Source organism: Bacillus sp. SSR7 (assembly GCF_055902415.1).
In genome coordinates, this window is the sequence record NZ_JBVVXV010000010.1 from 1 (window position 1) to 21,104 (window position 21,104).

The 21,104-nt window shown below is 34.8% G+C and carries 23 protein-coding genes and 1 pseudogene; 15 read left to right on the plus strand and 9 right to left on the minus strand.

Going from position 1 to position 21,104, the window contains the following annotated elements:
• The first annotated feature begins 197 nt into the window (after nucleotides 1-197).
• The gene (locus AC0NJG_RS17395) at nucleotides 198-812 is read left to right on the plus strand and encodes a helix-turn-helix domain-containing protein (RefSeq protein ID WP_474063248.1); all 615 of its coding nucleotides are present in this window, start codon (nucleotides 198-200) and stop codon (nucleotides 810-812) included.
• A gap of 390 nt (nucleotides 813-1,202) precedes the next feature.
• Here AC0NJG_RS17395 and AC0NJG_RS17400 read toward each other — a convergent pair whose 3' ends face one another.
• Entirely contained in the window at nucleotides 1,203-1,793 is a 591-nt protein-coding gene (locus AC0NJG_RS17400) for a recombinase family protein (protein ID WP_474063249.1), read from the minus strand.
• Between the two features lie 484 nt (nucleotides 1,794-2,277).
• On the opposite strand from AC0NJG_RS17400, the gene AC0NJG_RS17405 reads away from it, so the two are divergent.
• From AC0NJG_RS17405 to AC0NJG_RS17430, 6 genes are all read left to right on the plus strand, one after another.
• Nucleotides 2,278-3,294, plus strand: coding sequence for a phosphoribosyltransferase-like protein (locus AC0NJG_RS17405; protein ID WP_474063250.1), 1,017 nt, complete (start codon nucleotides 2,278-2,280; stop codon nucleotides 3,292-3,294).
• 30 nt (nucleotides 3,295-3,324) lie between these two features.
• Nucleotides 3,325-3,948: an NADAR family protein gene (locus AC0NJG_RS17410; protein WP_474063268.1), complete on the plus strand. Its 624-nt coding sequence runs from the start codon at nucleotides 3,325-3,327 to the stop codon at nucleotides 3,946-3,948.
• 259 nt (nucleotides 3,949-4,207) lie between these two features.
• Nucleotides 4,208-4,336: a hypothetical protein gene (locus AC0NJG_RS17415; RefSeq protein WP_474063251.1), complete on the plus strand. Its 129-nt coding sequence runs from the start codon at nucleotides 4,208-4,210 to the stop codon at nucleotides 4,334-4,336.
• 93 nt (nucleotides 4,337-4,429) lie between these two features.
• Nucleotides 4,430-4,612 carry a hypothetical protein gene (locus AC0NJG_RS17420; RefSeq protein WP_474063252.1) on the plus strand — a complete coding sequence of 61 codons (183 nt, stop codon included), beginning with the start codon at nucleotides 4,430-4,432 and terminating at the stop codon, nucleotides 4,610-4,612.
• A gap of 1,091 nt (nucleotides 4,613-5,703) precedes the next feature.
• A complete protein-coding gene (locus AC0NJG_RS17425) occupies nucleotides 5,704-6,255 on the plus strand; it encodes a hypothetical protein (RefSeq protein ID WP_474063253.1) in 552 nt (183 codons plus the stop codon).
• Between the two features lie 562 nt (nucleotides 6,256-6,817).
• On the plus strand, nucleotides 6,818-7,174 hold the full coding sequence (locus AC0NJG_RS17430) for a hypothetical protein (protein ID WP_474063254.1): 357 nt from the start codon (nucleotides 6,818-6,820) through the stop codon (nucleotides 7,172-7,174).
• Nucleotides 7,175-7,250: 76 nt separating this feature from the next.
• On the opposite strand, the gene AC0NJG_RS17435 is transcribed toward AC0NJG_RS17430, so the two are convergent.
• The 4 genes from AC0NJG_RS17435 to AC0NJG_RS17450 all read right to left on the minus strand — a co-directional run bounded on the left by AC0NJG_RS17435 (nucleotide 7,251) and on the right by AC0NJG_RS17450 (nucleotide 9,051).
• Nucleotides 7,251-7,637: a hypothetical protein gene (locus tag AC0NJG_RS17435; RefSeq protein WP_474063255.1), complete on the minus strand. Its 387-nt coding sequence runs from the start codon at nucleotides 7,635-7,637 to the stop codon at nucleotides 7,251-7,253.
• Between the two features lie 531 nt (nucleotides 7,638-8,168).
• Nucleotides 8,169-8,294 (minus strand): hypothetical protein, encoded by a 126-nt coding sequence (locus AC0NJG_RS17440; protein ID WP_474063256.1) that lies wholly within the window; start codon nucleotides 8,292-8,294, stop codon nucleotides 8,169-8,171.
• Nucleotides 8,295-8,368: 74 nt separating this feature from the next.
• Nucleotides 8,369-8,668: a hypothetical protein gene (locus AC0NJG_RS17445; RefSeq protein WP_474063257.1), complete on the minus strand. Its 300-nt coding sequence runs from the start codon at nucleotides 8,666-8,668 to the stop codon at nucleotides 8,369-8,371.
• Nucleotides 8,669-8,910: 242 nt separating this feature from the next.
• Nucleotides 8,911-9,051, minus strand: a complete 141-nt coding sequence (locus AC0NJG_RS17450) for a hypothetical protein (RefSeq protein WP_474063258.1) — start codon at nucleotides 9,049-9,051, stop codon at nucleotides 8,911-8,913.
• A gap of 675 nt (nucleotides 9,052-9,726) precedes the next feature.
• Between AC0NJG_RS17450 and AC0NJG_RS17455 the strand changes: the two genes are divergently transcribed.
• On the plus strand, nucleotides 9,727-9,852 hold the full coding sequence (locus AC0NJG_RS17455) for a hypothetical protein (RefSeq protein WP_000792136.1): 126 nt from the start codon (nucleotides 9,727-9,729) through the stop codon (nucleotides 9,850-9,852).
• Here AC0NJG_RS17455 and AC0NJG_RS17460 read toward each other — a convergent pair.
• The gene (locus AC0NJG_RS17460; RefSeq protein WP_098832173.1) at nucleotides 9,849-11,369 is read right to left on the minus strand and encodes a recombinase family protein; all 1,521 of its coding nucleotides are present in this window, start codon (nucleotides 11,367-11,369) and stop codon (nucleotides 9,849-9,851) included. The genes AC0NJG_RS17455 and AC0NJG_RS17460 overlap by 4 nt on opposite strands.
• A gap of 55 nt (nucleotides 11,370-11,424) precedes the next feature.
• Nucleotides 11,425-11,913 (minus strand): annotated as a pseudogene (locus tag AC0NJG_RS17465) (hypothetical protein); the annotation flags it as partial.
• 100 nt (nucleotides 11,914-12,013) lie between these two features.
• Here AC0NJG_RS17465 and AC0NJG_RS17470 point away from each other — a divergent pair.
• Together AC0NJG_RS17470 and AC0NJG_RS17475 are read left to right on the plus strand one after the other, a co-directional pair.
• Complete coding sequence (locus tag AC0NJG_RS17470) at nucleotides 12,014-12,445, plus strand: YoqO family protein (protein ID WP_140168697.1); 432 nt, start codon at nucleotides 12,014-12,016, stop codon at nucleotides 12,443-12,445.
• A gap of 15 nt (nucleotides 12,446-12,460) precedes the next feature.
• Nucleotides 12,461-12,829 carry a YoqO family protein gene (locus AC0NJG_RS17475; RefSeq protein ID WP_474063259.1) on the plus strand — a complete coding sequence of 123 codons (369 nt, stop codon included), beginning with the start codon at nucleotides 12,461-12,463 and terminating at the stop codon, nucleotides 12,827-12,829.
• A 118-nt stretch (nucleotides 12,830-12,947) separates the two neighbouring features.
• Here the strand turns inward: AC0NJG_RS17475 and AC0NJG_RS17480 are convergent, their stop codons facing one another.
• Both AC0NJG_RS17480 and AC0NJG_RS17485 read right to left on the minus strand, forming a co-directional pair.
• Nucleotides 12,948-14,018, minus strand: a complete 1,071-nt coding sequence (locus AC0NJG_RS17480; RefSeq protein ID WP_087954481.1) for a M24 family metallopeptidase — start codon at nucleotides 14,016-14,018, stop codon at nucleotides 12,948-12,950.
• A gap of 344 nt (nucleotides 14,019-14,362) precedes the next feature.
• The gene (locus AC0NJG_RS17485; RefSeq protein ID WP_087954482.1) at nucleotides 14,363-16,072 is read right to left on the minus strand and encodes an Rqc2 family fibronectin-binding protein; all 1,710 of its coding nucleotides are present in this window, start codon (nucleotides 16,070-16,072) and stop codon (nucleotides 14,363-14,365) included.
• A gap of 105 nt (nucleotides 16,073-16,177) precedes the next feature.
• Here AC0NJG_RS17485 and AC0NJG_RS17490 point away from each other — a divergent pair, with 105 nt between their 5' ends.
• The 5 genes from AC0NJG_RS17490 to rpoZ all read left to right on the plus strand — a co-directional run bounded on the left by AC0NJG_RS17490 (nucleotide 16,178) and on the right by rpoZ (nucleotide 21,054).
• The gene (locus AC0NJG_RS17490; RefSeq protein ID WP_143881472.1) at nucleotides 16,178-18,901 is read left to right on the plus strand and encodes a calcium-translocating P-type ATPase, SERCA-type; all 2,724 of its coding nucleotides are present in this window, start codon (nucleotides 16,178-16,180) and stop codon (nucleotides 18,899-18,901) included.
• A gap of 100 nt (nucleotides 18,902-19,001) precedes the next feature.
• Nucleotides 19,002-19,877, plus strand: coding sequence for a YicC/YloC family endoribonuclease (locus AC0NJG_RS17495; RefSeq protein ID WP_087954484.1), 876 nt, complete (start codon nucleotides 19,002-19,004; stop codon nucleotides 19,875-19,877).
• A 67-nt stretch (nucleotides 19,878-19,944) separates the two neighbouring features.
• Nucleotides 19,945-20,208: an extracellular matrix/biofilm regulator RemA gene (gene remA, locus AC0NJG_RS17500; protein WP_001251458.1), complete on the plus strand. Its 264-nt coding sequence runs from the start codon at nucleotides 19,945-19,947 to the stop codon at nucleotides 20,206-20,208.
• 13 nt (nucleotides 20,209-20,221) lie between these two features.
• Nucleotides 20,222-20,839 (plus strand): guanylate kinase, encoded by a 618-nt coding sequence (gene gmk / locus AC0NJG_RS17505; protein WP_001257738.1) that lies wholly within the window; start codon nucleotides 20,222-20,224, stop codon nucleotides 20,837-20,839.
• Between the two features lie 2 nt (nucleotides 20,840-20,841).
• Nucleotides 20,842-21,054: a DNA-directed RNA polymerase subunit omega gene (gene rpoZ, locus AC0NJG_RS17510; protein ID WP_000933969.1), complete on the plus strand. Its 213-nt coding sequence runs from the start codon at nucleotides 20,842-20,844 to the stop codon at nucleotides 21,052-21,054.
• Nucleotides 21,055-21,104 lie beyond the last annotated feature (50 nt).

The window sequence follows — 21,104 nt, forward strand, 5'->3', positions numbered from 1 at the left end:
GGAGACCAGCAGCGTCTGCGGTTAATTTTGGTGCGCCTTGTATAACGAAGTCGCCAGATAAAACCCCTTAATATAAAGTGTTTTTAAAAAGATGTACGCTGAAATTTTCCATGTCCTATTTCATTCTCATTCTGCAAGTAAGTAAGTGTAAGGTTCAAAAATTGAACCACTAAACTTGTAGAAAAGGAATGATTAAAATGGCAGACACTGTAACAAAGATCGAAGGAACAGGAATTATTTGTAAGGGGAATGTTGAAGGTAACTTTGAACAAGTACCAATGGAATTATTCGATTATATTCAGTTAGGATTGATTACTCATACTGATCTAGTCGTTTATGTGAAGTTACTTCAATTTTATAATCCTGACTATGGTTACGCTTTTCCAACTGTTGAAAAGTTAATGATTGATACTCATATAAAAGGTAAAGCAACTGTTCACAACAGCCTTAAAAGATTAGGGGAAGTTGGGCTAATACAGAAAGGTAAGGCAAGTTGGGGAAATAATACTTACATGGTCTACAAGCCATTAAGTAAGACAAAATTATATAAGCGTGTTCCAGATAAGGTTGAAAAATTTAAAGAGTTTGAAAGTAAGTTAATGAAAATATCAATTCATGACAAGGAACGTTTTCAACAGCACCAACAAGATAAACAATTAAGGGAACAACAGGAACAGCAAATTCAAGCAAGGCAAGTTGTTTCTACTGTGGAACAACCAGTGAATAATGAACTAACTGTTTCTAAATATAATGACCTTTTACCTGAGGAAATTGAAATGCTTAGGAAAGTAGAATTATTAGCAAGAAGATAGTACAAATTAAGTACCTGAAAGTCACAAGAATAGGGATTAAGTAGTTCAAATAATGAACCTCAGTAGTTCAATAATTGTACTTGAGATAGTTCGGATTATGAACGTTATACATACTTACTTTAAACAAACTTATATAATCAAACTTAAATATACTCTCTAAAAGAATACTATGAAAAGAATAAAAGAAATCTGTTAAAAGAATGGAGTAAAGAAATTATTAACGTTTATTATTTGAACCATGCACAATGAGTCTTTGCTGGGAATCCGTATGATAGCAACGTTTATGACATATTTAGCTTGTTCATTTTTGTGCAAATCGCACTCTTTTTGCTTCACTGCCCTCTTTATACAGCCGACTCAAAATTATTTTTCTGCACAAACAAGAGGCTATTATTTAGCCCCTTGTTGTTCTCTGTATTCTTTTAACCTTCTCTTAAATGTAGCGATACTACACTTTGCAAATTCAGCCCCCTCAGGCTGTGATATTGTGCCAGCTTCAACTTGCTGAATGGCATTTAATAAAGCCCCTTCAATTTTATGTGTCTTAGATTTTCTACCAAACTTAACGCCCTTCTCTTTAGCGTCTTTAATGCCTTCCTGAGTTCTTTCAAGTATCATAGAACGTTCAAATTCAGCAAATGCCCCTAATACATTGAATAATAGTTTTGTCATAGGATTTTCCATAGTCTCGGCTGTAAACATTCCCATATTGATTATATGAACCGCTACACCTCTATTAGTTAAATCAGTAACGATTTTCTCTAACTGTGATAATGAACGTGCTATACGGTCAGCCTTAGTTACTACAAGCGTGTCACCAGCTTTAATTTCTTCTAATAGCTTGTTAAGTTCTTTTCTGTCAGCTTTAGCCCCACTAATCTTTTCTTTATATATCTTTGTAGCACCAGCCTCTTTAAGTGCTTTTATTTGAATATCCAATTCTTGTTTATTTGTACTTACACGTCCATAGCCATAAATCATAGTTATTTTCCCCTTTTTAGACGTTTTATTTGATACTACTTTTTGATACTATATAAACCCTATAATACAGCCACTCTTCATCAATATCAACAAATGTATACTTTTTGATACTTTTATAAAACTATTCTAATTATTAACCCCCTGCTAAAATTAGCAATGATAAATCAATTAGTTATCAAAGGTGGGTATGTGACTAATGATAAGGATAGTACTTACATTATTCGAATGGACAGCAAAGTATTAAATAAATAATGTGAAAAATTGTGTACATAAAAGTGATATAGCCCTCATCCCTATGCCATATGAGACAAGGAGAAGTAATGATACAAACAAGTGAATGCACATTATAAGTAGTTGCCTCAAATAATTTTTCTGAACAATTGTATTTGTCCCTATTTTTAGAAGGGATTAACCTCTAATTAGTAGAATATATACTATATTACAATATAAAACATACTAAAATGGGGTTATTAGGGGTGAAGTGATGAGTACTACTACAGAGAATATGATAGACGCAATTGTTAAAATTGCAGAGGATTACGAAGGGACAAATTTTACTAATGAACATGTGGAGACATGGTTAAACCAATTTCTACCGGAACAGCATGATTTAATTTTAAAAGAGTTGCATAGTATTCTTAGTAAGGTATATGTATCTAAAGAAGGGGTTATTAAATTTTTCGAGGTTCTTATAGAGAATGAAAATATTTTTCCTATGCATATTAAAAATTATAAATTTATTAACCCTCAAAAAATAGGTGGCAGTCAGAAGGTAATGTTAGAAATTGTAGGTGATGCCATTCAAAAGAAATATGGAATCTCATTAGAAGAGTGTGGTCAAAATTATGTTTCATCATATATTTACATAGATGATGCTATTTATTCTGGAAATCGTGTGGTTCGCGATATTCAAAATTGGGCGGGTATAATAAATGATCCGAATTCGATTGTAAGATTAGATATAATTGTTATAGCAATCCATAATAGGAATTTTAAATATATTAAAGAACAAATTGAAAAGGTTTTGCCAAAAGCTGAAATCAAATTTTGGCGTGGAATTGAATTTCTTGATAGTCTTAGAGGATCGAGACAGCAATTTGAGAGTTATTGGCCTTCAGCGGAGTTAGAGTATAATAATCAAACAGATGAATATATAGCGAGTGTTACAGAATCTCGAAGTGCAAAACAGAATGAGATGATACCACTCCTTAGAAATAGTGGAGAACCTATGTTGGATGAGTATTTTACAAATTCGCAAAATAGAAAGTTAGTGGAGAAAATTTTCTTTGAAAAGGGTGTAGAAATTGTAAATTATGCAGTAAAACCTAATCCCAATATGAGACCTATGGGGTATGATTTCTCTAAGACCCTTGGTTTTGGTTCGTACTTTGTTACATATAGAAATATAGCGAATAATTGTCCTCTCGTTCTTTGGTGGGGGGATTTAAATGCTGCCGGAATTGATAATTGGTATCCATTATTTCCAAGAATAACCAACTAAAGGAGGGATACTATTAAATCTAATCAAAAGATTTATAAAAGGAATGAAGTTGCATTCTTTAGAAAAACAAAAGAAGAATACGGTGGATTGTCTAATATGGCTTCTGGTTTTCCTATTGAATTACAAGGGATTAGGATTTTATCTTCAGAGGCTTTATATCAAGCAATGAGGTATCCTAATCACCCAGAGTATCAAAAAGCTATAATACAGCAAAAGAGTCCCATGACTGCTAAAATGATTAGTAAAAAATATCGATCCCACACAAGAGAAGATTGGGAAGAGGTAAAGTTAATGATAATGCGTTGGTGTTTAAGAGTAAAGCTAATTCAAAACTGGGATAAGTTTGGTTCGTTACTGTTAAGCACACTTGATAAGCAAATTGTTGAAGAATCTTACAAAGATGATTTTTGGGGGGCTAGACCTTCGGACATCAATTTATTGGTGGGAACCAATGCATTAGGAAGATTGTTGATGGAATTAAGGGCGGAATTGCCCCAATTTATAGGGAGGCATGAACTTTCCTTACCTCGTATAGATAATTTTATGTTGTATGGAAAAGAGATAGGGACTATTAGGTTTAAAAATAATGCCATGCCAATTGAAATCTCGTCAAATTTAAATACTAATTTTGAAAATTTATCATTGTTTGACTGATAGTAATGAAAGCTACTTTTTACTGGAAAGTTGAAGTAGCTTTTTTAGTATGTATAAGAGTACTTTTACTAATACCAGTCATATCTTCACTCCTTAATAGCTATTTCTTTCTAACAACTGCAAAGCATGTTCTAGCTATTGTGTAGTGTATTTATTTGAACGACCTTTTTTAAAACTTGCTTGTGTCCATTCCACAATTAGATTGCGTTCTATTTCAATTACTGCTAATAGTATGATAAGGTGAAAATTTCCTATTATTGTGTTTGCTAGTAATTCTACACTTAATAACGGCATGACTTATGATGAAGTAAAGGTTATAATTGGTAATGAAGGCGAATTACAGCCTGAGGTGGAGAATGTAGAACACAATTGTACACATGGAAAGTGAAAAAGGCATTGGTACGAATGCTAACGTAACTATCAAAAATGGTATAGTACAGCCTAAAGTACAGTTCGGACTAAAATACCAGGGGGAAATGAAATGGATACAGTTCAAGTAAAGGTAATTTTTAAAAACAGTATTGCTGGAACAACTGAAAATGGTTATATTAAAACAAAGTTTCCAATCTCACAACAACTTGAAAAGAAGTTTATCGAGATTAAACTAGGAGATACATGGAAACATATATCTACTGACGAAATCGCAAGACTTTGGAAAGCGTAAAACGAGGACACCTGAAAAGGTGTTCTTTTTTATGACCTAAATAGTTCGCAACTTGCAAGTACCTAACTGAACATGGTACTACAATTGAAGTTAAAACTTTTAGAGACAATTTATTTCAAAAGAATACAAGATGATTCGGAAAGGTAATGGAACTAGCAATTAAGAATTTTATTAGTATGAATAATAGTATCGATAATAAGTTATATTAGTGTGTTTAAAAAGTGTTATAGAATTATTAAGTTTATATGAGGTTATTTCCTGATAAAAAATGAGAAGGATAAATTATGAAAATGTAAATGAATTATCGTTTAATATAAAAGTTGTTTTAGGAAAAGTAACCGTCAAAATTCAACACCTTCCGAGTGAACTACTCAGCAACTCAAAGACAAGGAGTAGGCCTCCGTCATAAATCTCAATCAAAGGGGTGTATATCTACTAGTACATGGCTATATAGGGCAGTATAATGGCACTACTAGGTAGTGCTGTGCTGATAGGAATACACATACCATAGTGCTGGAGGTGCATGCAAGGTATGTGGCATACAGCAAGGCACACACCACAAGGCGAGGACAACAGCAAGGAAAGAACGAATGAAGAACGATGAAAGAAGAACAAACAAACGAATAAAGAAAGAAACAAGCAATCAATGAATGAGTAATGAAGGAGATCAGTGAGGACAGTTGCAACGTCTTCTATATTTTTTTATATGGATAGGGGTACATAGGGGGGGTGGGGGTGTGTATATGGCTGGTCTGCCGTTTGAAAAATATATGCTATGGTTTGTGGAATCTATATGGTATTAAATGGAATTTATCTTCCCGTACCTACAACAAGTTAAACTTTTAGTGCGGAAGATTAGGGTTCTACTAAAATTTTTAAATTACTTTTTTAGAAAAAATCAAAGTAAGTTTTATACAATAATTTTTATGTTTATCAGTGTCAACCTGTGCATGTCAGTATAATCCAGTGAAACCTCGTGTTATCTCGTGTAATCTACTAACTTCTAATTATATAAAAATAGGTATTAAAGACGTTGGCGGGGGCGATATTAGTAATAGGACGTCCTAATAAATTCGATAGGAGAGATTAAATTGAAAATACCTCGTCAAAATCCTGATAACTTTGAAGGAGATATATTGACTAAATTGATTAAGAAGGGTGGTAATGGATTTTTATACTGGCACATTTGGAAAGATGGAATGACATTAAAAGTTCATTCTGGTTCTGTTGGAGATATAGGAGAAACAAGAGAAATACAGTTGTCATTATCTGAAAAAGCAAATGAATCAATAGATGAATTAGTTAATCAAAAGATTAAAGAAGAGTTTCGGTATATAGAAGAACATGATCTAATTACTCTTTTAGTGGAATTTAACTATAAAAAAGATAAAATCCAAGAAGCACACAAAAAAAGACATTACATGCAAGATATAATTGATGAAAGTTTATTTCGGACTGGGAATGGCTATTGTGATGGTGGAGGAATGGGAATGGCGGTTGCCCAAATTTTTAATTATGTAATAGATGTTAAAAAGGCTGCAAAAGAAATTATCAAGGAACTTGAAAATGAAAACTTGGTTGAGGGAGTAGAAATCTCCTATCTTAATCCCTTAAATATTCATATCACTTTGTACCCTAATTGATTAGAACAATAATAAAAAGAGAGTATTGAAATCACTCAATACTCTCTTTTTATTATGCGGGGAAGGATAATAATAGTGACGAGGTAAATATTGTAGAAAGTGGTCAATCGCAAGTCATTAAGCTGTATGGCTGGAAGGGGTACATGGGTGGGGTAAGGGTCTATATTATAGCTGTCTAGTATCCGCTGTAAATACACCATATTTTTGAAAGCTTTTTGGGCTGGGTAGTCTGTCTGATTATCGGACTTACTAAAACCAACGAGTCTTGAGGGTGCTGAGATTTGCAATTCTAGGCGATTATCTTTCTCTTTATGGACAAATGCCCTTGCTATTTACCTTGTACAGCTATATAAAGGAGGGGTGGTTAAGGGTTTTGTCATGCTTGAATAATCAATACCCTCCCCTAAAAAACCACCAATTTTTTTGGATTTTTAGGGGAGGGACTGTTTTCTCTCAGTCAGGTCACGCTAAAAAATAAAAGCAGTTGTGATAAGCACAATAGTTTTATTCTCTCCGAAATTTTGGTATATTGTATTGATATAACATAATAAGGAGGACACCAATGAGATCAACTTATAGTATTGCGGTAAACAAGTTGGAACGTATCTTAATTAAAAATGGGGTTAACGCCAAAGGACAAGGGTATTACATAATAAATGCGGTGGACTCTGATGTAGAAAAGGAAGTCAATAGGTTAGGAATGGAAGACGGAATAGACGAAGAATTTGAATTTTCTTCTGAACAAGAGATTGAAGGTGTTTCATTTACACTTTATGGAACTATGATTGAAGATTATCTTACTCCTTTCCCTGATGAATCTATTGAATTAACTCGTTATTACCCGCAACTCGATTCATGTGAGGTTAAAGATATTGACGGAAACATAACATCTTTTGACTTAGGGGTCACTTGGAAATAAATCCACATTATATGAGTAAAACCCGAATCACTACTAACCTAGATTTTTAGGTTAAAAGTAATTCGGGTTATTTTGCTTATTTTGGATTGTTTTTTAAATGCTTGGCAACTGTCCTATGTTTCTTTTTTATACCTTCACTCATTCGAACAGGGTCAACCCCACATATATGCTTTTGATTCTCTTTTGTAAGTAGCCACGTAGGACGTGCATACCATTCTTTATGACAGTTACTACATTTATGAATAAGGGTAGCACGAGGGTTAATGAACTTCTCTTTTACTATGACAGTACCGCCATATTTCTTATTTAATGCTTCCTGATATGGGGCTGTTCTTTCTATTTTCTTATTTTCCTTTGCATTATGGAGGTCAGTTTGTTCTTTAACTCTCATGTCTTCAGTTTCTCTAAAAGTCATACTGGTAACAGTTGTTTGTTTAATTCGTTTTACTAGCTGTTTCTTCATTCTCTTTTTGCGTTGTTTTGCTTTCTTGTTTGCCATATAGTTTCCGCTGTTCATAGTTAATTAAGCAACAGTTTGATGTGTGTTTTTGGGGTTTGAATAGGAATATACCCGACCTCCATTTTTGGACCTGAGAATGCCTTTATACCAAGCCCTCATTTTGCTAAAGTGTTGCGTATTCTACTGTTTCGTTCTGTCTTTCTTCTAGCTGACTTCCTGCATACGTCAGAACAGTATCTCAGTCGCAAATTACTAGTTTTAAAGATCCTTTTACAGCCATTACATTGTTTTGAGAAAACGTAAACCTCCTTGACTACACCATGTTTAGAATCAATGCCATTTAATAAATTTAAGTAGTCACACTTAACCTCTTCTTTATCGAACTTGTAGCGGTCATGTTTAACTAATAACGGACAATATGAGTCTCGTAATAAACACCAATTGTTTTTGCCATTAAATTCTTTAGCTAAGTTACAACAAACCTTTGCTTCCATGTCTCCTGATCTCCCCTTTTAAAACAGAAAACCCCAACCATTATTTGGCTGAGGTTTCGTCTTCCTTATTTTTCAATTTTCGATTACGAGTAATTGCATACGGTGTTGCAACTACAATAGGTTCGTTATGTGCTGTGATAGATTTTCTGATTGTCTCATCGTCCATAGGTGTAGGTTAAACTTTTGTAATACCTACTTCTTTATTGATTTCATCGATAGCCAAACCTAATGTAATTTTATCTAGTGAACTTCTTGCCATAATTTTTTCACGTCCTTTGGTTTACGTATTTGAGAAGGCATGTTTCCGCTACAAGCTGTAAAGATGTCTTGTCGATTGATTACTGATTGCTGAGATTCACTGTAATGTATATTCGTGATGTCAAACTCAAATAAACGCTGGAAGCCTCTATTCGTTTCCATAACTTCTTTATCGTTCAGAAACTCATTCATAGTTGCCATTAAAGGTGTTTGCTGTTTACGAACTTCTTTAGCGTAATCAGTAATAGCCTTAATTAACTCATAACATACAGAATCGACCATATCATTTATAGGAAGTTCGTCTTTCTCCCTTAGGTCTTTTCTATATGTTTCTTGAATAGTTGGTGCAAACTCTTGTCGTAGTGCTGTGAAATCCTCTTTTAAGTTGTCTTGAAGTGATAGAAGTATCTTTACTTCATCATCAATTTTAGTCAGCTGTGCTGAAAGATAAATGTAGTCAGACGGATTGTCATTTGCGACTTCTCTGTTAATTAAAGTTTGGGTATGTTGTTCCTGTAATTGTGCTAGGCGTCTGTAAGTACTTCCCCACGCTTTGCTAACACTTCTTTCTCTGCTTCATAACTAGCAAGTATTTCCTTTGTAGCTGTAAATAAGTTCATTTCCTCAATTGCTTTATCTACTGCTGTACGGTCAATCTTTAACATACAATTTCCTCCTTATTTGATTCCTCTTTGTTGTTTTAATTCAATGATTCTCTTCACTGAAATTAGTTCTAAATTTGATACTGAAAGTTCTTGTAATGCCTCATGGAATTTTGATTGATAATGAACGCTGAATGGTAGCAGACCGTTTTCCAGTCGGCTGAGATCAGCGCATCTGTTTTCATATATGAACTAAATTCAGTCAAAGTAAGGTTGCGTAATCGTCTTACTTCTCGAATATAGTGATAGTCATAATCATGAAAGAAAGGTATATCATCTTTACTGTAAAATGACATATGTTTTCACCTCCAATAAATTTGGGACTGACGGTAAATAGAAAAGGCGTAGCAATTAAGCCACACCTCGAAAAATAAAGTACAAAAGGAAATCAACAATGTTATTTACCGTAGAAAGCCTATAAAGACTTTCCTGCCTTCTAGTTCTTGACGACTAGGGGCATTACTGGTTATTCAAGTAAGTTTTTAAAAATTTATTTTCAATATCAATGTCCTAATTCATTCCGTATTTGCAAGTACCTAACTGACAGAACAAATTCAGTGAGGTGCTAATACAGATGAAAGATGTAAAAAGAAGTAGAAAAACGGAAGGAAATAATGGATTATTAAGTAACCAAAAAAATCAATCTGCATACCATGGCTTTCATGGGGTGATGTGTCTATGAAAAATAAACGTATACCTAAAGTAACAATCATTAAAGCCACTAATCCTAACTATAAACAAGTAGCTGAAACAATTGTGAAATTATCTCAGCCTAACATAGAAACAAAGAAAGACGTTTCCTAATTGGAGACGTCTTTTTCTTTTAGCCTTATTTCAAATTCATCCACTGTATTTACAAGTTCTAGATGTTCAAATAGTAGTCTGTATATCCTATTCTGATTTTCAATGCTTTCGTTTTCAATGTAAATTAGCGAATCAACAGCGTTTTGAATAACTGCACTTCTATCATAGTCAGTCAAACTAGCAAGTAGTCGTTCATTATCTTCTAGTGCCACATTTAAATCCTTTAAATCCTTCTCTAAGGGTGGTACTAATCCTACATAATCTGCTTCAGATAAAACTCCTTTGATTAAATAGCTTTTAGCGTTTTGTATTTCAGTTTGTATTTCAGCTATACGTTTTGATATATCCTTTATTTGTTCCATGACTTTAATTTTCATATCACTGGTTGTATCTATTTCCACTCTTTCTATTTCTTCTCTTAATGAATCCTTATAGCTTTCAATAGCAATATAAAAATGGGGAAGTAGTTCCTTCAAAGAAATCGATTTATTAGGACATTTCTTCTCGTTGTATTCACCCATAACCTTTTGGCATTTACCCACCTGATAAGATGTAACCCCTTCTTTATTAGTCCATGATTTATGAATTGGTAACCTATTACCGCATATACCACATACAACTAATCTATCCAGCACTGTATTGATTTTAGTGTACCTGATACCTTGTGGATTCCTACTACGTGAACGAATCATATTACTTATTTTTTGAAATTCTTCAATTGTTAATAATGCTTGATGTGTATCACGCACTATAACATCTTCATCAAACATCTTACTGTAATAGTGACTTTCACCTAAGTAAACACGATTAGCCAACATCCTTGTAATTGTACCTACGTCTTTCCATTTCTTATTAGACTTTGTGGTATATCCTAGTTGGTTAAGTTGTCCAATGATTTCAGCTATTACATATCCTTCTAATACTTTGTCTACAATAAACCTAAACGTCTTGCTTTCAATAGGGTGTGGTGTCAGTTTGTCCTTATCTTTGAAATAACCAAAAGGTAGCTTATTGACATATTTACCTTCCTTCGCACTTGCTAAAACCTTTACATTCATCCTATAAGCAAAGTTTTCAAGTTCTTGCTGATTCATAGCCCCACGAATGATATTAGTTAGAAACTGATTTCTATCATTAGGGAAGATGTAGCCCTCACGTATGGAAAGGATAGCTATGTCAGTTCCCTTTAATTCTTCATACACATTCGTCTGTTCATTTACTGTACGATATAACCTTGATTCTTCCACAACAACGATTAAATCGTGCTTTCCATCTAAACAAGCATTAAGCATTTTGTTGTATTCAATTCTATTTATGTCCGTTGACTTTGCAATATAATCATTATAAATCACGTAATTGTTCCAGCCTTGATCTTTGCAGAAGTCTGTTAAACGCTTTAAATGGCTTTCAATTGTTTCTATTTCAGTCTTCCCTTGACTCTTCTTAGACTTCCTTATATACAGTGCTTTAGGCTTATCAGAAGGCTTATAGTCAGCTTGTGAGAACGGTTTATACAATGTGTTTCACTCCATTTAATAAGTATTTATATACATTATAATAACATGTTTTACCACCGGATAAAGCAATCCCATGACCGAATAAGTTCATAGCAATTGCCACTCCAATTGGCGGGAGACCGACGCGTACAGCAACCGGTAATAAAATAGCTCCCATTAAGGCGACAGCTGGAGAAGGCCAAAAGAAGAAAGAAATTGTCATCATTAAAAGGCCGATAATCCAGTAGGCGAGGGTAGGGGTACGAATCATCTTTGTAAATGGTGAAATCATCGTATCATTTATGCCGGTATGAACGAGTAAATTGCTCATGGATACGATAATGGAAATGATTAATATAGTTGGTAATAGCTCAGTAATGGCGTAAATAAAACTTTGAAAAATACCGCTAATAGCAAGAGGGATAGAACTTGTAGCAGTTAATGCTAATAAAAAGATAAAAACGATACAAATAATTGTCGTATCTTTTCGGAGAATAAAAAAGGTAATAATAGTGAGTAAACAAATAATATAGAGAGCGTGTAATAGCGTTAATTCAACTCCCATAACATTCACATCCTTAGGCAATCGTGTAGTTTATTGTATGAAAGTAGTGAAAGTATGTGAGTATAAGAAACAGAAAAAAGGTGAAATTTCATGTACTGTAATGGTAAGAACAAAAAATGGATGTTACAATACAATTAATCCTAAAAATGGAATTAAAGGAGGGCTTATGCACAAAAAAATTGGATTTTGGGGATTTATCATATCTTGTATTCTATTAATCATTTTAAAGCTATTTACAAACAATGAATGGATCAGTATTATACCTGTTTTCGGGTTTGTATTTATACTTTTATATAACTGGGATGGTATGAAACAATATAGTAAGAAAAGTATCGGAATTATGATAGGTATCATCGTTGTTTGCTCATTGTTCGCAGGGGGTATTTTAATAGAGGGTCAGAAACAAATGGAGAAAATGTCTATTTTTCAAGAATGGATGTCTTCTGCAAAAGGTCTTTATCTTGTAATTATAGTTGTTATTTTTCTAAGAATTGTTATAAGTATAGCAAGTTACATATTAAGGGAGAAGTAGAATGGGGGAGTATGAATGAGAGAGAAAATAGGGTATTATGGTGTGCTCGTTTGTTTGCTATTATCAGTTATTTCAGGACAATTTCTTAACAGTGCATGGGTGCCAGTTATATTATGTATAGGGGGATTGGTTTTTGCTCCTATGTATCGCTGGGACGAGTGGAAAGCATACAGCCGAAAAAAGAAAATTGTTTTCAGCTTCGAGTTTGTCATTATTATTAGTATGATTTCGTTTTTGTTACTGACGGGAAATGAGATAATAGATGGGATTGTAATGTTTCAAGGGTGGCTATTTTTTGCGAAATTGCTATATTTAATTTGCATTTTAATGTTGGTAGCGGTAGTCACTAAAACAGTAAACGAAAAGTTATTCGTTAATGAATAAAAGAAAATGCCATCTTATTCGGTGGCATTTTCTCATTTACAATTCCCCTCTTTAAACGGAATACTCCAGAGAAGGAATTCTATGTGTAGAGAAAAAACAGGTTGAAAATTTCGAAATATTAACAAGGGATTACAATTAATTCTCTATTTGATTTTGTAATAACTTCATATCCATCTTTTGTAATGACGATATCATCTTCAATTCTACAACCGCCCCAGTTTGGTATGTAAATACCTGGTTCAACTGTAACGACCATACCTTCTTCTAAAGTAGCTTTACTTTCTTGGGATAGGCGAAGTGGTTCATGAATTTCTAATCCAAGACCATGACCAGTAGAATGTCCAAAATATTGACCGTATCCATGCTCAGTAATGTAGTTTCTCGTTATATCATCGATACGTTTTGCAGTTTCTCCAGGTTTAATCGCTTCAGTTCCGCGTTTTAATGCTTCTCGTACAATATTGTATATCTTTTTAAATTCTTCTGATGGTTCCCCGATTGCTACAGTACGTGTTATATCGGAACAGTATCCGTCATAAAGTGCACCGAAATCTAATGTCACGATGTCGCCTCGTTCAATTATTTTATTTGATGCAACTCCATGTGGAAGAGAAGAACGAACGCCAGAAGCTACAATAATTTGAAATGATGAAGAGGCAGCACCTTTTTTTCGCATGAAAAATTCTAACTCATCTCGTACATCATGTTCACTTATTCCCGGTTTTAGAAACGTAAGGATGTGATGAAATGCCTCGTCCGCGATATTAGCTGCAATTTTCATTGTTTCTATTTCAGACGTGTCTTTAATGATACGAATATTTTCGATAATTTCGCATACTTGAATCATTTCCGCCTGTACGTATTTTTGCAAGTTTTTATATTGTTGCAATGTCATGTTGTTTTCTTCGATTCCAAGTTTTTGAATGTTTAATTTCGATACTTGATTTGCAACTTCTTCCTCTAAAATTCCTTTATGCATAATAATTTCAGCATCTTGTATTTGTGACTTTGCTTGATCTACATAGCGGAAATCTGTTATAAAAACAGCTTGATCGGCAGAGATTAAGACGACGCCAGCACTACCTGTAAAGCCTGTTGCATATTGGCGGTTTTCTTTTTTTGTAATAAGTAACCCGTCAATTTCGTAGTTCTGTAGTTGATTTTGGATTTTATTGATTTTTAAAGTCATGTTAATTCCTCCTATTCATAGTATTGAATAAAGCAAATAGCGTGCCAAAATGTAGATTTGAAGAAAGGGTAGTAGGGACAACATATATTTTAGGGGAGATAAAATATAGCCCGCAATTTGTGGGAGACGGTTTGTTCATAAAATCCAGATTGCTTTAATAAATAGCAAGGGGGATGGGAAAAGCAATGATTGGAGTTACATTTGTACTTTATTTACATACTGTAAAAAAATTTATACAAATGTGAAATGATACTGTCAATTTTTTTGACAATATTGAATGGATATAGCAAAGAAATTGAAAACATATAAAAAATGCGCTGCATAAAAGCAGCGCATTTTTTTATTTAAGCTTTTAATTTCATTACAGTATCAGCATCTGGTGTTACATAAACAGTTTGCTGATTGTCGTACGTAACAAAACCAAGTTTTGCACCACTCGGTTTTTTCACGTGGCGTATTTTGGTGAAATCAACAGGTACAGAACTAGACTCTTTTGCTTTACTGTAATAAGCAGCAATTTTGGCAGCTTCTAGTAAAGTTTCTTCAGCAGGTTCTAAAGAACGAATGACAACGTGAGAACCAGGTATGTCTTTCGTATGTAACCAAATTTCATCACGGCGGGCAAATTTCGTTGTTAAATAATCATTTTGTTTATTGTTTTTACCGACGAAAATTTCTGTACCATCAGTAGCCAAATATTTATCTAATACTGGTTTAGTAGGCTTTTTCTTTCCGTTTTTCGTTTTACGATTGCGCATATAACCTTCTTCAGCTAATTCCTCACGAATTTCTTCAATATCTTTTGAAGAAGCAGCTTCCATTTGTTGAAGTAAGCTATCGAAATAAAGAATTTCTTCCTTTGTTTTTTCGATTTGTTCTTCTACAACAACAACTGAATTTTTCGCTTTTTGGTACTTTTGGAAATAGCGTTGTGCATTTTCAGATGGCGTTTTTAAAGGATCTAATGCGATTTTTACAGTTCCGCCATTTTCATCGTAATAGTTCACGACTTCAATATCTTTATCGCCTTTTTTCAAAGCGTACATATTGGCTGTAAGTAGTTCTCCAAATAGTTGATATTTATCTGCTTTTCCAGCATCTTGTAATGTTTTTTCTAGTTTAATGAGTTTTTTCTCATTTTTATTTTTTTCGTTTTGCATAAAGCGCTCTAAATCATGAGCTTGCTGTTTTACACGGTCGCGCTCTGCTTTTCCGAAAAAGAAACGGTCTAGCAATTCACTAACAGATGAGAACGTCTTGTTTTCCCCTTGCAAATGTGCAAGAGGGAAAAGGTAGAAAAATTCTTTCCCATTTGAAGTAGTCATTGTTGGTGAATATGTATGAGTTAATAATGGTTTTTGTATGGAGAAAAATGCGTCAGCTAATGCTTTTTCATTTACCATACCTGCTTTTTTCACGACTTCTTTTGCGAATAATGGCGATATTCCGGTAAAGGTTCCGACTAGCTGTTTATCCATGTTTCCAGATAGAAAGTCTAGCGGTCTAATAAATTCATCATTTGTTTCGATCTGAAGTGGGTTAATTTTATGTTGTGCTGGTGGTGCAATATATTCAGCCCCAGCGTATACAGTTCGATGTCGGTTTACTGCTAAAGAAACGTGTTTTAAGCTATCTAAAATATTGTTTGTTTTTGTGTCTACTAAAATGATGTTACTATGTCGTCCCATAATTTCAATTACTAATGTTTTTAGCGATTCATCACCAATTTCATTTCTGCTACGAACGGTAATTTGAATAATACGCTCTAAATCAATTTGTTCAATTTTTTCAATGAATCCACCTTCTAAATGCTTACGAAGAAGCATGCAGAACATTGGTGGAAGTGCAGGTGAATCGTAACTTTGATTTGTTAAGTGTAAACGTGCATATGTCGGATGAGCGGAAAGAATCAGTTTTTGATTTTTTCCGTTTGCTCGAATATGTAATAAAATCTCGTATTTTGAAGGTTGATATATTTTTGAAATTCTTCCCGTGTAAAGAGAATTTGCAATTTCATGTGTAATCGCTCTTGTAAATAATCCATCGAATGCCATAATTGAACACTCCTTTCTAACTAAAAGTTAATTATAGCATTTTTTTGGACGAGGCTGAATAAGCTTTCAATAGAGTATGTCTGGAATCAGGAGGTCGATAGCAGGATGAACTGGTATGGAATGCGTGCACATGAAGTGGAAGAAAGAACGAATACGAATGTGAAGGTTGGACTTACAGAGAAAGAAGCAGAAGGGCGAATAAAAAAATTTGGTACAAATGAACTAGATGAAGCGAAAAGGCCTTCTGCACTAATGGTATTTTTGGCGCAATTTAAAGATTTTATGGTGCTTGTTTTGTTTGGTGCAACAATCGTTTCGGCCTTTTTAGGGGAATACATTGATTCTATTGCGATTGTGGCAATTGTTATTATCAATGGTATTCTCGGCTTTTTTCAAGAAAGAAAGGCTGAAAAGTCATTGGAAGCTTTAAAAGAGCTAGCCGCCCCGCAAGTAACTGTACTGCGAAATGGAAAGTGGGTAAAGGCACCGTCTAAAGCACTCGTTTTAGGTGATATTATTAAATTTTCTAGTGGCGATCGTGTTGGAGCTGATGTACGTCTTGTTGAGGCGTCGAGTTTATATATTGAAGAATCGGCTTTGACAGGAGAGTCAGTACCCGTGCAGAAGAAAGTAGAAGCATTGCAAGGGCAAGATGTTTCAATTGGTGATCAAAAAAATATGGCTTTTATGGGTACGATGATTACACGAGGGTCTGGAACAGGAGTCGTTGTAGCAACGGGTATGAATACAGCGATGGGACAAATTGCAAATATGTTACAAAATGCAGAGCAGATGGAAACACCACTGCAAAGAAGATTAGAGCAACTCGGAAAAATATTAATTATTGTCGCTCTTGTTTTGACAGCGCTTGTCGTGTTAGCCGGTGTGTATCAAGGGAATGAAGTGTATCATATGTTTTTAGCGGGTGTGTCGCTAGCTGTTGCTGCAATTCCAGAAGGATTGCCAGCAATTGTTACAGTAGCCTTATCGCTTGGTGTACAGCGTATGATAAAAAAGAGAGCGATTGTAAGAAAGTTACCAGCAGTAGAAACGTTAGGTTGCGCTTCTGTTATATGCTCTGATAAAACAGGAACGATGACGCAAAACAAGATGATGGTAACACATATGTGGTCAGGTGGAGAGTTGTGGAAAGTGACAGGCCAAGGGTATGAACCTAATGGCTCGTTTATGAAAGGTGAAAAAGAAATTAATCCAGCTAAGATGAAATCACTTTATCAACTACTTACATTTGGTTCGTTATGCAATAACGCAAATATTATTCAAAAGAAAAAGGCGTATGTATTAGATGGAGATCCAACTGAGGGAGCGCTTGTAGCTGCAGCAATGAAAGCGGGGATAACGCGTGAGGCGCTGAAAGGGAAATTTGAAATTATTCGTGAATTTCCGTTTGATTCAACTCGAAAAATGATGAGTGTTATTGTACGAGATCGAGAGGGTAAAAAGTTTGTCGTTACGAAGGGAGCACCAGATGTCCTTCTGCAAATGAGTCAAACGATTTTATGGGGGGATAAGCAGCAACCATTAAGTGAGTTGTATAGAAAAGAAGTACAGGCGGCTATTCATAGCTTAGGTAGTCAAGCACTTCGAACCATTGCAGTTGCTTTTAAGCCTTTAAAAGTAACAGACTCAATTGAACATGAAAGAGACGTTGAAAAAGATTTTATGTTAGTTGGCATACAAGGAATGATTGATCCGCCAAGACCAGAAGTAGAGCAGGCAGTAAAAGAGTGCAGAGAAGCTGGTATTCGAACAGTGATGATTACAGGTGATCATAAAGTGACTGCAATGGCGATTGCAGAACAATTAAGCATTTTGCCACCAGGTGGACGCGTTGTTGAAGGGGTAGAACTTGCAACTATGGATGTAGAAGAATTAGAAAATGTTGTAGAAGATACGTATGTATTTGCTCGTGTATCACCAGAACATAAATTGAAAATTGTTAAGGCGTTGCAAAATAAAGGACATATAGTCGCGATGACAGGTGATGGAGTAAACGATGCTCCGGCTATAAAAACTGCGGATATTGGGATAGCGATGGGAATTACAGGGACAGATGTTGCAAAAGAAGCTTCTTCTCTCGTATTGCTGGACGATAATTTCGCTACGATAAAATCAGCAATTAAAGAAGGTAGAAATATATACGAGAACATACGTAAGTTTATTCGTTATTTATTAGCATCGAACGTTGGAGAAATTTTGGTCATGTTATTTGCCATGTTACTTGCATTACCGCTGCCGATGGTTCCAATTCAAATTTTATGGGTGAATTTAGTTACTGACGGTTTACCGGCGATGGCATTAGGTTTGGATAAGGCCGAGGGAGACGTGATGAAGAGAACGCCGCGTCATCCGAAAGAAGGGGTATTTGCTAGAGGGCTTGCCTGGAAAATTATAAGTCGTGGCTTTCTAATTGGGGCAGTGACGCTAGTAGCATTTATTATTGCGTATAATCAACATCCAAATGAACTGAAATATGCACAAACTGTAGCGTTTGCAACGTTGGTACTTGCTCAGCTGATTCATGTATTTGATTGCCGAAGTGAGCATTCTGTTTTCCACCGCAATCCGTTTGGAAATGTGTATTTAGTAGGAGCGGTTATCATTTCATTACTACTCATGCTAGTCGTTATATATTATCCACCGTTACAACCGATTTTTAGCACGATGCCAATACAAGCGAGAGATTGGTTGCTAATTGGAGGTTTATCGTCAATTCCGACCTTTTTATTAGTAGGCTCTTTATTAACAGGGAAAAAGGGGAAGAAGGAAAAGTCAATATTATATAAGAAGGGATTAAACTTGAAATAGTCAATGATATGAAAATGTGATATAATTTATAGAAGGTAGTAGAGCCTTGTCTCTATTACCTTTTTCATTGAGTTATTTCATGGCTTGGATGTGATAAAAAATGATTTGTAGTATGACAGGATTTGGAAGGTCGAAAGTAGAGAGTGATACTTTTCAAATTACAGTAGAAATGAAATCGGTGAACCACCGTTTTCTAGAGATGAGTATTCGACTACCGAAGCAAATGATGGTATTTGAAGACAAAATTCGTAAAATAATTGCACAGCAAGTTCGCCGTGGACGTATTGAAGTGTCTATTAGTATAGCGGGTGAAGGGCTTGTTGAAAGAAAATTAAGTGTGAATTGGTCGCTTCTTGAGCAGTACCAATCGATTATGAAAGATATAAAAGGGAAATTTCAATTACAAGATTCTATTACACTCGAGCAATTAATGGCAATGCCAGAAGTAACAGCGATTGAAGAGGTAGAAAACGTAAATGAACAATTTGAGAACAGTTTATATGAGGCTGTTCGCCAAGCTGCTCATATGTTAAAAACGATGAGAGATGGCGAAGGAGAACGATTACATAAAGATATAGCGTATCGCTTACAAGAGATTCACAATTGTGTAAATGCTATTATTCCGCATGCACCAATTGTTACACAAAAATATCGTGAACGATTAGAAAATCGCTTAAAGGAATTACATAATCAAGATTTAGATGAACAAAGATTGCTAACTGAAGTTGCAATCTTTGCTGAGCGTTGTGATATTCACGAAGAGTTAGTTCGTTTGCAAAGTCATTTAGAACAATTCCATGAAACACTGCAGATTGAAGAGCCTGTTGGAAGGAAAATGGATTTCATCGTGCAAGAGATGCATAGAGAAATTAATACGATTGGTTCTAAGGCAAATGACTTAACAATTTCAAAATATGTTGTAGAAATGAAAAATAACCTTGAAAAAATTCGTGAACAAGTACAAAATATTGAGTAGCTTTCAAAAAATATATAAAGTTATACGTGGTGGAGAAATCGGATAGACTTACTAGGAGGCGCAAACTATGGCCATGCGGTTTTTAAATATTGGATACGGAAATATTGTATCTGCTCATCGAATTATTGCTATTGTAAGTCCGGAGTCAGCTCCTATTAAACGAACAGTACAGGAAGCACGCGAACATAATGCTTTGCTTGATGCTACGTATGGGAGAAAAACAAGGGCGGTTATTGTTATGGATGATGGGCATGTTGTATTAAGTCCAATTCAGCCAGAGACGATTGCACATCGTTTGAATAATAAAGAAGAGTTAAGTGAGGAAGGGTAGGTTTTACATATTTATGAGAAGTAGAAGAGGATTGCTCATCGTTCTTTCAGGACCTTCTGGGGTTGGTAAAGGAACGGTTCGAAAAGAGCTGTTTAGTCATGAGGATACACGTTTTCAGTACTCCATTTCAGTAACGACACGTAAGCCACGTGAAGGTGAAGTGGATGGTGTGGATTATTTCTTTAAAGAGAGAGAAGAATTTGAGGAAATGATTCGTAATGAAAAATTACTTGAGTGGGCTGAGTTCGTAGGTAATTATTACGGAACACCAATTGACTACGTTGAAAAAACATTACAAGAAGGAAAAGATGTATTCTTAGAAATTGAAGTGCAAGGAGCAATTCAAGTTAAGAAAGCTTTCCCAGAAGGTGTATTTATTTTCTTAGCACCTCCAAGTTTATCTGAACTAAAGAACCGAATTGTCGGTCGTGGTACAGAAACTGAAGATGTTATTGAAAATCGTTTAACGGTAGCGAAAGAAGAAATTGATATGATGGACGCTTACGACTACGTTGTAGAAAACGACCAAGTTGAACTAGCTTGTGAAAGAATTAAAGCAATTGTGGTTGGCGAACATTGCCGCCGCGAAAGAGTAGCAAAATATTATAAAGAAATGACGGAGGGTCTATAATTATGTTAAATCCATCAATTGATTCATTACTAACAAAAATCGATTCTAAATATACACTTGTAACAGTGGCTGCAAAACGTGCGCGCGAAATGCAACTTGCTAATAACTGTGTTGTAGAAAAACCAGTTTCTCATAAATGTGTAGGTAAAGCATTAGAAGAAATCGATATTGAAGCGTTAAGCTACGTACCAAGTGAAGATAAAGTAACTGAATAAGACTTTGTCTTCGACAATTTAAAACATAGACTTTATAATTTTCTATGTAA